This window comes from Tunturiibacter empetritectus, assembly GCF_013410875.1.
Lineage (GTDB): Bacteria > Acidobacteriota > Terriglobia > Terriglobales > Acidobacteriaceae > Edaphobacter > Edaphobacter empetritectus.
Map to the genome: position 1 here is coordinate 151,917 of NZ_JACCCU010000001.1, position 14,906 is coordinate 166,822.

The 14,906-nt window shown below is 57.4% G+C and carries 10 protein-coding genes; 6 read left to right on the forward strand and 4 right to left on the reverse strand.

From position 1 onward, the window contains the following. Positions 1-8: 8 nt before the first annotated feature. Positions 9-1,049 (forward strand): adenosine deaminase, encoded by a 1,041-nt coding sequence (gene add / locus HDF08_RS00565; RefSeq protein ID WP_179636515.1) that lies wholly within the window; start codon positions 9-11, stop codon positions 1,047-1,049. 316 nt (positions 1,050-1,365) lie between these two features. Here add and HDF08_RS00570 read toward each other — a convergent pair whose 3' ends face one another. After that, positions 1,366-1,920: a hypothetical protein gene (locus HDF08_RS00570; RefSeq protein WP_179636516.1), complete on the reverse strand. Its 555-nt coding sequence runs from the start codon at positions 1,918-1,920 to the stop codon at positions 1,366-1,368. Between the two features lie 344 nt (positions 1,921-2,264). On the opposite strand from HDF08_RS00570, the gene HDF08_RS00575 reads away from it, so the two are divergent. Continuing rightward, the gene (locus tag HDF08_RS00575; protein ID WP_179636517.1) at positions 2,265-4,406 is read left to right on the forward strand and encodes a winged helix-turn-helix domain-containing protein; all 2,142 of its coding nucleotides are present in this window, start codon (positions 2,265-2,267) and stop codon (positions 4,404-4,406) included. A gap of 259 nt (positions 4,407-4,665) precedes the next feature. Then, on the forward strand, positions 4,666-6,498 hold the full coding sequence (gene typA / locus HDF08_RS00580; RefSeq protein ID WP_179636518.1) for a translational GTPase TypA: 1,833 nt from the start codon (positions 4,666-4,668) through the stop codon (positions 6,496-6,498). Positions 6,499-7,027: 529 nt separating this feature from the next. On the opposite strand, the gene HDF08_RS00585 is transcribed toward typA, so the two are convergent. Next, a complete protein-coding gene (locus tag HDF08_RS00585; protein ID WP_179636519.1) occupies positions 7,028-8,644 on the reverse strand; it encodes a chloride channel protein in 1,617 nt (538 codons plus the stop codon). 60 nt (positions 8,645-8,704) lie between these two features. Further along, positions 8,705-9,121 (reverse strand): MarR family winged helix-turn-helix transcriptional regulator, encoded by a 417-nt coding sequence (locus HDF08_RS00590; RefSeq protein WP_179636520.1) that lies wholly within the window; start codon positions 9,119-9,121, stop codon positions 8,705-8,707. Between the two features lie 395 nt (positions 9,122-9,516). Between HDF08_RS00590 and HDF08_RS21545 the strand changes: the two genes are divergently transcribed. Together HDF08_RS21545 and HDF08_RS00600 are read left to right on the forward strand one after the other, a co-directional pair. Continuing rightward, positions 9,517-9,639 carry a hypothetical protein gene (locus HDF08_RS21545; protein ID WP_257030814.1) on the forward strand — a complete coding sequence of 41 codons (123 nt, stop codon included), beginning with the start codon at positions 9,517-9,519 and terminating at the stop codon, positions 9,637-9,639. A gap of 636 nt (positions 9,640-10,275) precedes the next feature. Next, positions 10,276-11,343 (forward strand): hypothetical protein, encoded by a 1,068-nt coding sequence (locus HDF08_RS00600; protein WP_179636521.1) that lies wholly within the window; start codon positions 10,276-10,278, stop codon positions 11,341-11,343. 178 nt (positions 11,344-11,521) lie between these two features. On the opposite strand, the gene HDF08_RS00605 is transcribed toward HDF08_RS00600, so the two are convergent. Beyond that, positions 11,522-12,139: a superoxide dismutase gene (locus tag HDF08_RS00605; RefSeq protein WP_179636522.1), complete on the reverse strand. Its 618-nt coding sequence runs from the start codon at positions 12,137-12,139 to the stop codon at positions 11,522-11,524. Between the two features lie 198 nt (positions 12,140-12,337). Between HDF08_RS00605 and HDF08_RS00610 the strand changes: the two genes are divergently transcribed. Beyond that, positions 12,338-14,794, forward strand: coding sequence for a glycoside hydrolase family 15 protein (locus tag HDF08_RS00610; RefSeq protein WP_179636523.1), 2,457 nt, complete (start codon positions 12,338-12,340; stop codon positions 14,792-14,794). Positions 14,795-14,906: the final 112 nt, after the last annotated feature.

Here is a 14,906-nt window from a genome sequence, read left to right on the forward strand (position 1 = left end):
ATAGACAGATGGCGCGAAGACAGACGAAACAAGACGCTGAGATCGATGTAGTTGACTGGCTGAGAAAGCTGCCGAAGGTTGAGCTGCATCTGCATCTCGAGGGAACGATTCAGCTGGATACTTTGCTGGAGTTGAGCAAGCGGCATGATGCGGAGCCGCTGACGAGTGAGGCGGCGAAGAAGCTCTATGTCTATGAGAATTTTCTTGGATTCATGGACTCGTTCAAGGCGGTTTCGGCCCGTCTGGTGGGGCCGGACGACTATGAGTTGATTGCTTACAACATGGTTCGGGATCTGGCGGCACAGGGTGTGGTGCATGCCGAGGTGTATATCTCGTTCGGGATTATCTATTACTGGAAGAACCAGCAGGTGGAGCCTTACGTCGAGGCGATCGAGCGGGGCCGGGTTCGGGCTGAGAAGGACTTTGGGACTACTGTCTACTGGCTGATCGATGCGGTGCGGCACTTCGGGGCGGAGGAGGCGGTGAAGGTGTTTCGGAAGGCCGCTGAGTTGCGGAGGCTGTATCCGAGCATCGTTGGGATCGGGATCGGCGGGGATGAGGCGCGGGGGAGTGCGGATCTGTTCAAGGAATCATATGCGGAGGCGAAGGCTGCGGGGCTGCGGCTGACGGCTCACGCGGGCGAGACGATCGGGCCGGAGAGCATCTGGGCGGCGATCAACATCGGAGCGGAGCGGGTGGGCCATGCCTTGTCCGCCCAGCATGATGCGGAGCTGCTGGAGGTGCTGGCGGAGCGACAGATTCCGCTGGAGCTGAATGTGACCAGCAACATCCGGACGGGCTGTTGCAAGAGCTTCGACGAGCATCCGGTGAAGCATTACTTTGACTCGGGGCTGATGGTGACGATCAACTCCGATGATCCTCCAATGTTCGGGAGCAATCTGCTGGAAGAGTACGTGCTGGTGCAGAGCCGGTTCGAGTTTTCGCTCGAGCAGATGCGGGAGCTGGCGGCAAATGCGGTGGAGGCCAGCTTTCTGCCTCCGGAGCGGAAGCTCGGGCTGCTGCGGCGGGTGGAGCAGTACGGGTATTGATTCTATGAGGTGCCCCCTCCCCCCCCCCCCATTACCCGCGTGTAACTCCTTTATTTTTAATGAGTTACAGCTTGATACCCTCTGCAAAATATTCATTCTAAACGGGTTGCTTGCAGATTCCTCCAAGCAAAGGGGTTACGAGTCAGTTCTACCCTTTAAAGCAATGTAGCCCCAGAGTTGGCCGGGGCTATATTGCGATCTGTATCCAGTATAGCGGTTTGACCATAACTAATACGCCACGCGAATGTGCTGGATTGGCGCGGGTTTTCGCCGTTCGGGGGCTTGACAAGGTTTTGCCGCGACCGAAGCCTAGTGTCTACGGAGTGTTAATACGCTTTCCATAAATTGCGCAGATCGGAGCAGTTCCTCGCCGTAGATCCGATCCATACTTCTCTGCGAGTTTTTCCTGGAGTTCCCCGCATATTGCGTGGCCCATCTCATGGGTGACCGCATAATCGAGAATACTTCCTGGTGGCAGACCAAATCTGCGAGCGACCATTGACTGACGAGAGCCCACGGTTTCAAAGAGTTCTTCTTCCAACACGGTGACGCGAGCGCTGAGCTCGCTGAACGCGGGCGATTCCGGGTCCCCGCCCAACTGCTTTATCGTCTTTCTCCAGTGTGCTGAACCTGCAAGCACGAAAGTCCACTGACCCATTTTTTCAGTTGGATATCTTTCGAGAACCTTTGCCAGCAGCGAGGCGCTCGTAAGACATTGAGATGGGTCGTAATCAAGTGTGCAGGAGAACGAGATAGCGCGCGAGAGAGAGGCAGGACGTTTTGGAAGGTCTACCGGCTGGATTCTAATTGAGGTCGTTTGCGCACTGATGGAGGACACCCATAGAAAGATGACAGCGGTGAAGATTTTCATGGCAGGCACCTCATTGGTTCCCGCCTACGTTGCTCCCTTCGACCTGCTACCTCAATGCGAGGCAGGTCGAAATGGTGTCTCAAACAGATCACTGCTAAACTTCTGCGTTCTTATCGAGATAGCAGTGACTGTGATGTCCGAGCCGATGCCGATCTGGGAATAGAACTTTCCGGTCTTGAGCGAGCCCGTTCCAGCCACTACCCTGATTCGCGCGACCTCAAATATAAATAGTTCTACATCATCGATTTAGTGGAGCAGGATCAGCGATATATCGACTCTCGCGAGGCGCTGCTGCGTCCTCAGAAAGAGGGCCGAAATGATAAACTCCGTGCCACAGGTGAGCGATGGCCGACCGAGCAGAGGGTCCCGGCTCAATACGATTCGCTCCGTTTGAGCTGGTGCTCGAACCTGAAGAGCTGCGCAGGAATGGAATACGGGTCAAGGTGTCTGGGCAGGCACTTCAGGTCCTTATCGTTCTGGCCTCGGAACGTGGACGGCTCGTCACTCGCGAACATCTTCATAAGGTGCTCTGGCCGGCAACGTCATTTGGAGACTTCGAACACGGGCTGAACGCCGCTGTAAATCGACTTCGAGAGATTCTCGGCGACTCCGCCATAAATCCTAAATACATCGAGACCATCCCGCGGCAGGGTTATCGGTTTATCGCTGCGAACAAGGTCGAAGACGAGCAGGTTCCGCCATTGCCGCCTATTGCTTCGACGGAACCTCCGAGACCACCTGCAAAGCTACCTTCCCGAAGGTGGTGGATTGTACTGGCCGTCGCTGCATGCATCCTCATCAGCCTGGCATGCATTCGACTTAAAGCCAGGCTTGAAGAAGCGTCGCGACTGCTAAGGATTCAGCGTCTCACGGTTGTTCCATTTACGTCACTGCCTGGCAATGTCACCTCGCCTGCCTTTTCCCCGGATGGAAGCGAGGTCGCATTCGGGTGGGATGGGGAGACCAACGGCGCAGGATACGATCTCTATGTGAAGGCGATCGGTTCCGAGAACCCTTTGCGCATTACTCACCACCCGTCCGAGAAACTTTCGATAGCCTGGTCGCCGGATGGGCGCGCCATCGCAATCAGCCGCGTTTCAAAAGAGGGGGCTTCCGGTATCTTTCTGGTTCCGCCGACCGGTGGCCCGGAACGGAAGATCTCTTCTCGAAGCTCCACGTACTGGTATGGGAATGAACTCAGCTGGTCTCCCGACGGCAAGTATCTTGCTTTCACGGATCACCCGGAAACCTCCTACCAGTCGATCATGCTCTATTTGCTTTCGATGAGCACATTGAAGGCAACGCCAGTGACAAAGGACTGTAAGGAAGCCGTCTTGCCTTCCTTTTCCCCAAAAGGCGAACTTATGGCATGGGTTTGTGCGGATAAGTGGGGAAGCGAGTCGTTACGTCTCCTGAATGTGGGCGATGGAAGCACCACAGAGCTACTGAAGGTGCATGAGATGATCGGCGGCGTCGCCTGGTCAAGAGATGGCGACAGCATCCTTTACAGCTCCCCCTTGATTGGAGGTGGTCTTTGGGAAGTCGTTCTCACTCACCCGGAGCGCGCGCAAAGACTACCGATTGGACATGACGTTTCGGATCTAACCGTGAGTTCGTCCGGCCGTCGCCTTGTCTATCTGCAAAGCTCCACTAACACCAACATCTGGCGGCTTGATCTCGAAGCATCTCCAGCGCAAGCGCACAAGCTAATCGTCTCCTCCGCAGAACAGGAATCAGCCAGCATCTCGCCAGATGGTAGAAGAATAGCGTTCGAGTCCGACCGCAGCGGAGCCATTGAAATTTGGGTCTGCGACGTCGACGGATCCAACGTCCTCCAACTGACCTCCTTCGGTGTTATGAGTGGCACACCGCGCTGGTCTCCCGACGGAGGTCTAATCGCTTTTGACTCACGATTCGGCGGCGAATCCAATCTCTACACGGTCGATCCGGAGGGAGGCGTTCCAGCCAAGCTCAATATCGACATACCCGACAAATCACAGCCAGGCTGGTCGCCAGACGGTAAGTGGATCTACTTCACACAGGGTGATGACACCGGCGAGCCCTCCATCTGGAAGGCGCCGTCGCAGGGTGGCCACGCTGTACAGCTTGCGAGTGTCCCAGCAGCCACGCCTCTGGCCTCACCTGACGGTCAGTATGTTTACTTCTTCCGAAAAAAGAGGCTTTGGCGCATGTTGCCGGATGGCTCTTCGCCCGAAGAGCTAAAAGGTATGCCGGAGCTAAGCTTCCAGGGAGCCGAATGGTTTCCCTCCAAAGCAGGAATCTACTTCATGACCCATGAGAACGGGAAGACAACCATCGAGCTGTTCGACACTGGAACCCAAAAGGTTCGCCCTGTCTTCTCGCTCGAAAACGCTTCACCCTATTGGATCGGCGCAATGCCGGTCTCTCCGGATGGTAAGTGGATGCTGTTCCCACAAGTCGATGGGCATTCCAGCAATCTGATGATGATTGAAAACATGCAGTAGAACACCTGTGCAAACGAAAGAATACTGTCCGATCAGATAGATGGAGGGGGCACGTTCTTCCGCATGTTCAGGGAATGGCGCCATGCTTACTCTTGCTCCAGAGACGTCGAATCAATATCTTACGCTCTGCCATTTACCGTATCTTCTTGCGGTTCCGCAGATTTTGAAGGCCAACGCGTGCCGAACTAGGCTAAACTAGTAAAGACGCGCACTTTCCCCAAAACATCACTCCTAAGCGCACAGACAGGACACACACGCAGTGAGCAACTCAACCGCAGTAGCCGTTAAGCCTATCTTCAATATCGCCATCATCGCCCACGTCGATCATGGCAAGACCACTCTCGTCGACGCCATGCTTCGGCAGTCCGGGACCTTTCGCTCCAACGAGGCCGTTACCGACCGCGTTATGGACTCCAACGATCTTGAAAAAGAGCGCGGCATCACGATTCTTGCGAAGAACACGGCCCTCTACTATCACGACAACAAGATCAACATCGTCGACACTCCGGGCCACGCCGACTTCGGTGGGGAAGTAGAGCGCGCCTTGAAGATGGTCGATGGCGTTGTTCTGCTGGTCGATGCCTCGGAAGGGCCTCTGCCCCAGACGCGGTACGTGCTTTCGAAGGCGCTCGAAGCTGGCCTCACGCCGATGGTTGTCATCAATAAGATTGACCGCCCTGACGCGCGCCCCCAGGAGGTTCTGAACGAAGTATATGACCTCTTCATCGACCTGGATGCAGACGAGTCTGTCCTCGACTTTCCGGTGCTCTACACCAACGGAAAGCTCGGGACCGCGACGAACGATCTCGCGACCCCCGGCACGGACCTTCAGCCTCTCTTCGAGCAGATCGTCCAGACCATTCCCGTGTCCAAGGGCGACCCTGAAGGCACCCTCCAGATCCTGGTCACCAACCTCGACTACTCCGACTACCTTGGTCGTCTAGCCATCGGTCGCGTCTTCAACGGCACCATGCGCACTGGCCAGGAGTACAACGTTGCCAAGATCGACGGCAGCTTTACAAAGCACAAGATCACCAAGCTCTTCAGCTTCTCTGGACTGAAGCGCACCGACATTGATGAGACGCAGGTAGGCGACATCGTGGCGATCGCCGGTATTCCCGGCATCTTTATCGGCGAGAGCTTCTGCGACCTCGAGAATCCGCAGCCGCTTCCGCAGATAACGATTGATGAGCCGACGATTGCTATTCAGTTCAACGTGAATAACTCCCCGTTTGCCGGACGCGAAGGCAAGTTTGTCACCTCGCGAAATCTTCGCGATCGGCTGGACAAAGAGCTGCTTACCAACGTGTCTCTCAAGATGCAGGACACCGGTTCGCCGGACTCCTTCAAGGTGCTGGGCCGTGGTGAACTTCAGCTTGGCATTCTCATTGAGATGATGCGTCGCGAGGGCTTCGAGCTGATGGCCAGCCGTCCGGAGATCGTGACCAAACGCATCGACGATCAGTTGATGGAGCCGGTTGAGCATCTCTCGATCGACGTTCCGGAGAACTTTGTCGGTACGGTGATTGAGCGCCTTGGGCCGAGAAAAGGCGAGATGGTGAAGATGATCAATCACGGTTCAGGCCGTGTCCGTATGGAGTTCCGCATCCCCTCGCGCGGGTTGATTGGCTTGCGTTCTGAGATGCTTACCGAGACGCGTGGAACGATCATCATGAACTCGATTCTTGATGGGTATGTCGCTTATCAGGGGGAGATTCCGCAGCGTCAGTCGGGTGCTTTGATATCGGATCGGCAGGGGACTACGACTGCTTATGCGCTTGAGGGTCTGCAGGACCGCGGCGTTCTGTTTGTTTCGGATGGCGTGGAAGTGTATGAAGGCATGGTAGTTGGCGAGCACTCGCGAGATAACGATCTGGACGTCAACTGTGTTCGCGAGAAGAAGCTTTCGAATATGCGTGCTTCGGGTTCGGATGATGCGGTGCGGCTGGTTCCCTACAAGCAGCTGACGCTGGAGCAGTGCATCGAGTTCATCGCGGATGATGAGCTGGTGGAGGTTACGCCTAAGTCGTTGCGGATGCGGAAGAAGGTGCTTCAGGCTAACCGTCGTCCTCGCAAGGGCGGCAGCGAATAACGACCGACAGCAGATGGTTTTTTGACGGCCGGACCCTTCGAGGTTCGGCCGTAGTTTTTTGTGGACTGAAGAAAAGTTATTCGTGGTTAGAGGGTGGTTTTTGCAGGGGTTTTTGCGAAAAACGGGTGTTTTGATGTGGTTTTTTGGTGGTGAGGACAAGGTGTTTTGCGTGGTGGATGTGGAGTTTAAACATCCACTTTTCTGGCTTCTGAAAAAGTGACACGGTTTTGAAGTTTATTTTGGCTTGAAGCGAGGCAGTCGCATCTTCCCAGGGTGAGAAAGAACAGGCAACTGCGTGAAGTAGGTGGGTGGAAAGGTACGAGCGGTTTGGGCGGGGCGGAGTTCGTCGGGATCCTTCGCTGCGCTCAGGATGACAGCAAAGGCCTAAGGCTCAGGATGACAGCAAAGGCCCAAGGCTCAGGATGACAGCAAAGGCCCAATGCTCAGGATGACAGCAAAGGCCCAATGCTCAGGATGACAGCAAAGGGGTCATACGGGCTTCGCCAACGGGATGCCTGGGAATCAACGGTTAGTTGTGACCGCCTTGTTCGGGCGGGACGTAGTCGAAGAGGCGCAGGCGCTCGCTTTCGCGTTCGAGTGAGCGTTCTCTGCCGCGCAGGAGATCTTTGAGCGAGATCTCGCCGCAGATCTGCCCGCTGGTTCGATCCACGACCGGCAATGTCTCCAGACCTTCGGTCGCCATCAGCTCTGCGGCTCCGCGGGTGGTTGCGTCGGCGTAGGAGTAAGAGACTGGGAGCCGGGTGGTTGTGGCTCCTGCGACGACGGGCGACATGACCTCGCGGACGAGGACGAGCTCAAGCGGATCGACACCGTACTCGCGGGTCAGATGGTAGCCTCGCCGGGCGAGCTTTTCGGTGAGAATCGACCGAGGCATGATGAGAGCGGTGATGAGGTAGGAGGCGATGCAGGCCGTGGCGAGAGGGAGCAGGGCAGGGAGACAGTGGGTGACCTCGAGGCTGAACAGGATGGCGGTGAGGGGAACGCCAAGTGATCCTGCGAGCATCGCTCCCATGCCGATCAGGGCCCAGAGCGCCTGAGTTTCGGCGGGGGCATGAGTCAGGTGACCGGCCAGCGCGCCGACCGCTCCTCCGATCATGAGGAGGGGAGCGAGCACGCCGCCGGAGGTTCCTGAGCCGAGGGAGAAGGCCCACATGAGCGACTTTGCGAGCAGAATTCCTACGATGAGGCCGATCGTGGGAGTTCCGTGAAGCAGCTCGGCTATGTTGTCGTAGCCGACGCCAAGGCCGCGGGGGAAGAATAGGCCACCGACTCCGATCCCGATGCCGCCGATCGCCGGCCACCACATCCAGTGGAGATGCAGGTGCTCGAACAGATCCTCGAAGGCATACATCATGCGGCTCATGCCTGCCGCAACGAGACCGAGGAGAGCACCGAGGAGGAGAGCGCCGATGACGAAGGAGACGCCATGAGCTCCGGTGATGGCCGGCATGGGAAAGATGGGTCCTGCGCCGAGCCAATAGACTCGGAGGAGCGCCGCTGTGACACTGGCGATGGCTACGGGAACGAGGCTTCGCGGACGCCATTCGAAGAGGAGAAGTTCGACGGCGAGCAGAATGGCTGCCACGGGCGTGGCAAAGGTTGCCGACATGCCCGCTGCCGCACCGGCGACGAGGAGTGTGGTTCTCTCTGCATCGGTGACGTGCATCCATTGGCCGATGAGCGATCCCACGGCACCGCCGGTCATGATGATGGGGCCTTCGGCTCCGAACGGACCACCCGATCCGATCGCGATGGCTGCGGAGAGGGGTTTCAGGAGGGCGATCTTCGGAGCAACTTTAGCGCGATGAAGGAGGATCGCGTCGATGGCTTCCGGGATGCCGTGGCCGCGAATCTTGTCCGAACCGAAGCGCGCCATCACGCCGACGAGCAGGCCACCAAGGATTGGCACCACAACCATCCAATGTCCCAGGGGACTACCGGCGGGAGAGACCGGGGCGAGGCTGAAGCGGTGGTAGTAGAAGATGTTGGTTGAAAATGCGATAGCGCGCAGGAGGACGACTGCGAGGAGGGTGGCGCAACCTCCGATGCCGATGGAGACGCCGGAGAGCAGCCAGACCCGTTGATCAACTGTGAAATCTCTGAGAATGGATGGTTCTGACTTCAAGTTTGAGTTTCCTTATCTGAGTGGTGTTTCGATGTAGTGTTGCGGCGCATGGTGTTCCGGTCACTTTGAGTTACGTATGCGGGTGAGGGCCTGAATGAGGCTGGGGGCCAGTTCGCGAAGCTGTTGCGCGTGGGCTTGGGAGAGCTGACGAAGCGCCTCCAGGCCCTGCGGGGTGAGTTCGAGCACGACGCGCCTACGATCGTTCTGGTCGTGGGTTCTTCTCACCAAACCTGCCTGCTCGCAGCGTTTGCTGAGCTCGACGGCGGTGTGGTGTCGCAGGCCCATCACCTCGGCGATGTGGGAGATGGTGACCAGGGTGCGGTCCGGGGCGCCGGCGATCTGCAACATAAGCTGGTGCTGTTGCGGCTGCAGGCCTGCTGCGGTGGCGGCCTGCTCGCTGAACTGCAGGAAGCGCCGAATCTCAGATCGGAATTTTGCCAGCAGCTGGATTTCGTTGCGATCGGTTTTTCTGGACACTGGCTTCACTCGAGGAGTATCTTTCACTCTATAAATATCGTAACACGATATTATTTGTGATTAGCTAGTTGTGAAGATAAAGGCGAAATACAGGGGTCTTGACGGATACCGCAGAATGCATCGGCCTGCTGCAACTGAGAGATGTGGCCGCAACCCTCTGCGTCGCCGATACGGCTGCGCGACTTCGGTCGAGAGGACGATTTTTGTGAGGGGAAGAGCGGAGAGGTTGGAGTGTTTGGGTTGGAAGGTACGAACGGTATAGGCGAGTGGAATGTGTCGGGATCCTTCACTCCGTTCAGGATGACGGCAACGGCAATAGCAATGGCAGCGGCAACAGTGTGTGTTCTGCCTTCCTGATTGGCGGTTTGTGCAAGAGATGTCTGGAGAGGTGTTAGATGATGAACATTTACGTGTATCTGTTTTTTCTGCTGCCGTTTGCCGGGATGATCGTCGCCGTGGTGGTTCTGGCGCGGGACAGGTGGGTTCGCGGTCATCCACGCCACTCCGGGTTGCGATAGGGGGTTGGCTTGGTTGGTTCAAGAATCAAGTGCAAATGTGAGCCTGACTGAAGGTCCTTACCTCCCACTCAACGCGATGAGACTGCGATGAATGGGGCTCCCGGCGTTGCTTGAGGATCTGAATGACGGGGGATAGTGTGGCTCTCACTCGGGCTCTGAGACGAGGATGTGGACGTGGTTGGGCACGACGACATAGCCGTTGATGTGGAAGAGATATTCTTGGCGGGCTTGTTCGAAGATTTCTACGAAGCGGTCGCGGGCTTCGGGGTGCCGAGGATGTTTCGTTTGCGGAAGCAGCTGAAGGTGATGAAGTGGAGGTGGCCAGTTTGATGGTATCGGTTCAGGCCCAGGGACATGGGGTTAGTTTAGCGGAGGCGGTTCGCGCCTGCCGGCGCGAATACACCACCCTATCGCGATGAGACTGCGAAAGGATGGGGCACCCGGCTACCGAAAGGGCGCGTCTGAGGGGCCTTAGAAGAAGGGCTTCGATGGTTTCGCAATCACTACAAAGTTGTAGTGCAGTTACTAGTGGGTAACTGCATAGTGGAGTGGGTTCGCAGGAATGCTTGAAGGATGGCGACTCCAGCGTGCCTGAAGTGAGTACAGGAAGCCAGCCAGAGAGAGAGGGCGTGAATCATGCTTGACGGACTTCGCAGGACCTACTGCACGATTCTGGGTTTCGCTATTTTGAGTGCGACTCCAGCTTTTGCTAACCATGTGGACACTGCCAACGTTACGGTGACCTGCAACGCGTTCAGCCTTTCGGTAGACGCGTCGGCGCTGTCCCCGGGGACGAAGTATGAGATCAGTTATACGATTGAGACTTCGCCGTATGCCGGGCCGGCCATTACCGGGGTTATTCCGTTCACTGCGAGCTCCACGACGACCTTCGAGGCTACGATCTGGGGTTCTTTTCCGGCTCTGATTGGGACTTATAACTTCAACGGTACGGCCAGCCTGGTGGGGCATAATACGGTGCCGATCGCGTTTTCGCCGACGAGCCTGTCGTGCGGCCAGCCTCCGCCGCCGCCCAACTCGGGCAAGGGAATCGACACTGCAAGTTTTAACGGAACTCCGCTGGTGTCGGGGGACTACGTGTGGTTCAACGGCAACTTCAGTGTGAAGAATATTCCAAAGACCGGGGGTGTGCTTACCTTCAGAAGCTCGAAGATTCTGGATGTAGAGAATGGCTCGCTGTTTACCAGCTCGGCGCCGAATGCTCAGATCACGTTTTCGCCGACGGCGACCTGTAGTTCTACGACCTTCAGTACGATGACCAATACTTGGATCACTACGGTGCCCATAAAGGGAGACGACGAGATCTTCCTGAGTGGTGTGGCGATACCTGTTCCGGCGGGCGGGGTGCTGGGAGGGATCAACGTGACCTGGAGCGGAGTGTTCGACACGACGGGGGCGCCGGGGATGTCGATCGACTGGAAGTGGGGAGCTGCCGTTTATACGAGTATTGCGACGGACCCGAACCTGCTGGGGGTGAAGGCTGGGCACCAGACGGCTTGCGGCCAGAGCAACGGGGATCACGCCGGCGCTCCTGAGGGCGTCAATAACAGGGATCAACGCTGGAAGCAGTTTGTGATCGGGGGCGCGAGAGGTGGTGGGGGGTCGAACTCGACGGGCTCTTGGAGTGGTACGGATACGGTTACTCCCACGGCTGTCGGCACTTCTGGTCCTGGGCCTAAGGGATGAAGTTCCATCGCTGATGTTAGGTAGGCCGGTGCAACGTTGAGATTCGTTGCACCGGTTTTGTTTTGGGTTGGAGGGATGTCCTGCCGGACGGGCCTCCTGCGCAGAGGGCGGTCACTTCGTGACTCGTATACCCCTGCGGGTGGCCCTCCCGTCGGTCGGAGGAGGCGATGGCTGGCGATTATTTGTAACTTTTTGCGGTGGCGAAGCGCTTGTTGATCTCGTCCCAGTTGACGGTGTTCCACCAGGCAGCGAGGTAGTCGGGGCGCTTGTTCTGGTACTTGAGGTAGTAGGCGTGCTCCCAGACGTCGTTGCCGAGGATGGGGTAGTGGCCCTGTGAGATGGGGTTGTCCTGGTTGGCGGTGGTGGAGATCTTCAGCTTGCCGCCTTCGAAGGTGAGCCAGCCCCAGCCTGAGCCGAACTGCTTGGCGGTAGTCTCGTTGAACAGCTTCTTGAAGTCTTCGAAGGAGCCGAAGTCGGCTTTGATCTGTGCGGCGATCTCGCCGGAGGGTTCGCCGCCGCCCTTGGGCTTCATGATCTGCCAGAACATGGTGTGGTTGACGTGGCCGCCGCCGTTGTTCTGGACGACCTTGCGAACGTCTTCGGGGATGCTGGCGAGGTCCTTGAGGAGATCTTCGGGAGACTTCTTGCCGATCTCGGGGTGCTTCTCGACCGCGCCGTTGAGATTGGTGACGTAGGTCTGGTGGTGCTTGTCGTGGTGGAGCTTCATCGTCGCTTCGTCGATGGAGGGCTCAAGCGCCGCGTAATCGTAGGGCAAGGGGGGTAGTTCGTAGGCCACAGTAGTTCTCCTGTCGTCGTTCGTTTTGTCAGTCAGGAGGATCCCGACTGCCTGAGAGAGTTCGATGCTGTCCGGGGGGTGCGCGATGCACCTGGGCGGGTCGGTACAACCCTCAGAATCATAGCTTACCTATGGATTCATTGCTCGTTGACGGATGGATGACGCCGACTTTCGAGTTTTGCGCTCTAATAGGTACCAATGAACGACCTGACTGCTTCTTACCGCTGGCTTGACGATGATGGAGCTGCCTTTGGCGCTCCCGGGATGGAACCGCGCTGGACTTCGAGCGAAAAAGACGCTGTGTCGACGGCGTATGCTGCCTCGAGCCGGGTTTGGTTTACGGTATCGCATGGGACGTTGAACGAGATTTATTACCCGACGATCGACCGTCCGCAGACCCGCGATATGGAGCTGCTGTTCAGCGATGGCGAGACGTTCTTCCATGAAGAGAAGCGCAACTTTGAGTATGACTTTCACTACATTGATGCGGCGGCTCCTGCGGTTCGGGTGGTGGCGAGCGACCTGGATGGCCGGTATACGGTGACCAAGGAGTTCATCAGCGATCCACATCATCCGGTGGTGCTGATGAATGTGAAGATAACCGGGGATGAGGAGATTCTGTCGCGGCTGAAGTGCTATGCGCTGCTGGCGCCGCACTTGAATGGGGGCGGGGCGGAAAACTCGGCGCGGTCGATTGATGTGGCGGGACAGCGATGCCTGCTGGCTTGGAAGGGGGACACTTCGCTGGCGTTCGGGGCGGACTGCGGGTTTGTGCGGACGTCATGCGGGTATGTGGGGACCAGCGATGGGTATCAAAATCTGTTGCAGGATATGCGGATGAGCTGGCAGTTTGGACAGGCTCTGGATGGGAATATCGCGTTGATGGGGGAGATCGATATTGCGCGGAATCGCGAGTTTACGGTGGCGATCTCATTTGGGGACGGCCATCATGCGGCGATTGCGCACATGATGCAGACGCTGGCAACTTCCTATGAAGATCATCAGAAGCGGTTTATAGATCAGTGGCAGAGGGTGAACCCGCCGGCTGGTTTGGCGGCGGTGTCGGCGGATGGCGGGAGATTGATGCGGATCAGCCAGAATGTGCTGCTGACGCATGAGGATAAGACATATTCGGGGGCGTTCATTGCTTCGGCTTCGGTACCGTGGGGGGCGTCGAAGGGGGATTCGGACCTGGGTGGATATCACCTGGTGTGGACACGGGATATGGTGCAGACAGCGAGTGCGTTGCTGGCTTGTGGGAGGACGGACACGGCGCTGCGGGCGCTGGTTTATCTGGCTTGTACGCAGAGGCCGGACGGGAGTTTTGCGCAAAACTTCTGGATCGACGGGACGCCGTACTGGACGGGGATTCAGCTGGATGAGGTGGCGTTTCCGATCATTCTGGCGTGGCGGTTGTGGAAGCAGGACGGGCTGGGAAACTTTGATGTGTTTCCGTTTGTGGCGCGGGCGGCGGCTTTCCTGATGCGGTACGCTCCGGTGACGCAGCAGGAGCGGTGGGAGGAGGCTGCGGGGTACTCGCCGTCTACGCTGGCGGCAGTGATCGCGGGGCTGATCTGTGCCGCTGATATTGCTCGCGACCGCAAGTCTCTGGAGCTGGCGGATTACCTGGAGGCCTATGCGGACTGGATTGAATCGCATCTGGATGAGTGGACGACGACGACGGAAGGGATTCTGCACCCAGATGTTAAGTATCACTACATGAGGATTCGTCCGCCGGCCAAGGGCGAGCCGTTTCATGACGACAGTGTGCCAGAGGGAATGATTCGAATTAATAATCGCGAGCCGGGGGAGAGGAATGTGTTCGAGGCTCGTGAGGTGATTGATGGCGGGTTTCTGGAGCTGGTGCGGTATGGGATTCGGCGCGCGGATGATCCGTTGATCGTCGATTCGCTGAAGGTTGTGGATCATTGCCTGAAGATCGAGACGCCGTTTGGGGTTTCGTGGCGGCGATACAACCATGATGGGTATGGGCAGAAGAAAGATGGCGGCCCGTATGACGGCTCCGGGCAGGGACGGGCGTGGCCGATTTTGACCGGTGAGAGGGGCCACTACGAGCTTTGTGCAGGGAGCGATTTTAGTAAGTACATCAAGGCGATTGAGCAGTTTAGTTCGGTGGGCGGGATGCTGCCGGAGCAGGTCTGGGATCACGACGATATTCCTTTGCGGGGGATGTATCGGGGACGGTCGGCGGGGTCGGCGCAGCCGCTGGTGTGGGCCCATGCGGAGTATTTGAAGCTGCTGCGTTCGGCGGCGGATGGACGGGTGTTTGACCGGATTCAGGCGGTGGAAGATCGTTATGCTGTGCCGAAGGAGAAGCGAAAGTTTAGTAACCGTATTGAAATATTTGAACTAGGGCGTCCGATCTCCTCGCTATGGTCGGGGTATACGCTTCGTATTGTCGACCCGGAGCATTTTCGCGTTGTCTACACTTATGACAACTGGGCTACGACGCTTACGCTTGATTCGCGATCGGTGCTGTATTCGACGTCGTTTGTGGATATTCCGACGGGCGCGGATCAGGTCGGCAAGATTACCTTCACGATGGCGTGGCCGGTGGAGGGACAGCCGGATCGCTGGCTGGGGCGAAATATTGATGTCTCCGTCGATCCGGTTCCGGCATCTACCAAGGTGTAAGGATGCCAGCGAGCTAGGTGTAAGGATGCAGCGAGTCGGGTCCCGCTTGTACACTGATAGAGTTTGACCAAATCTTCCAGATTGCGCTCGGCAACGGCGCACGAATCTCCTC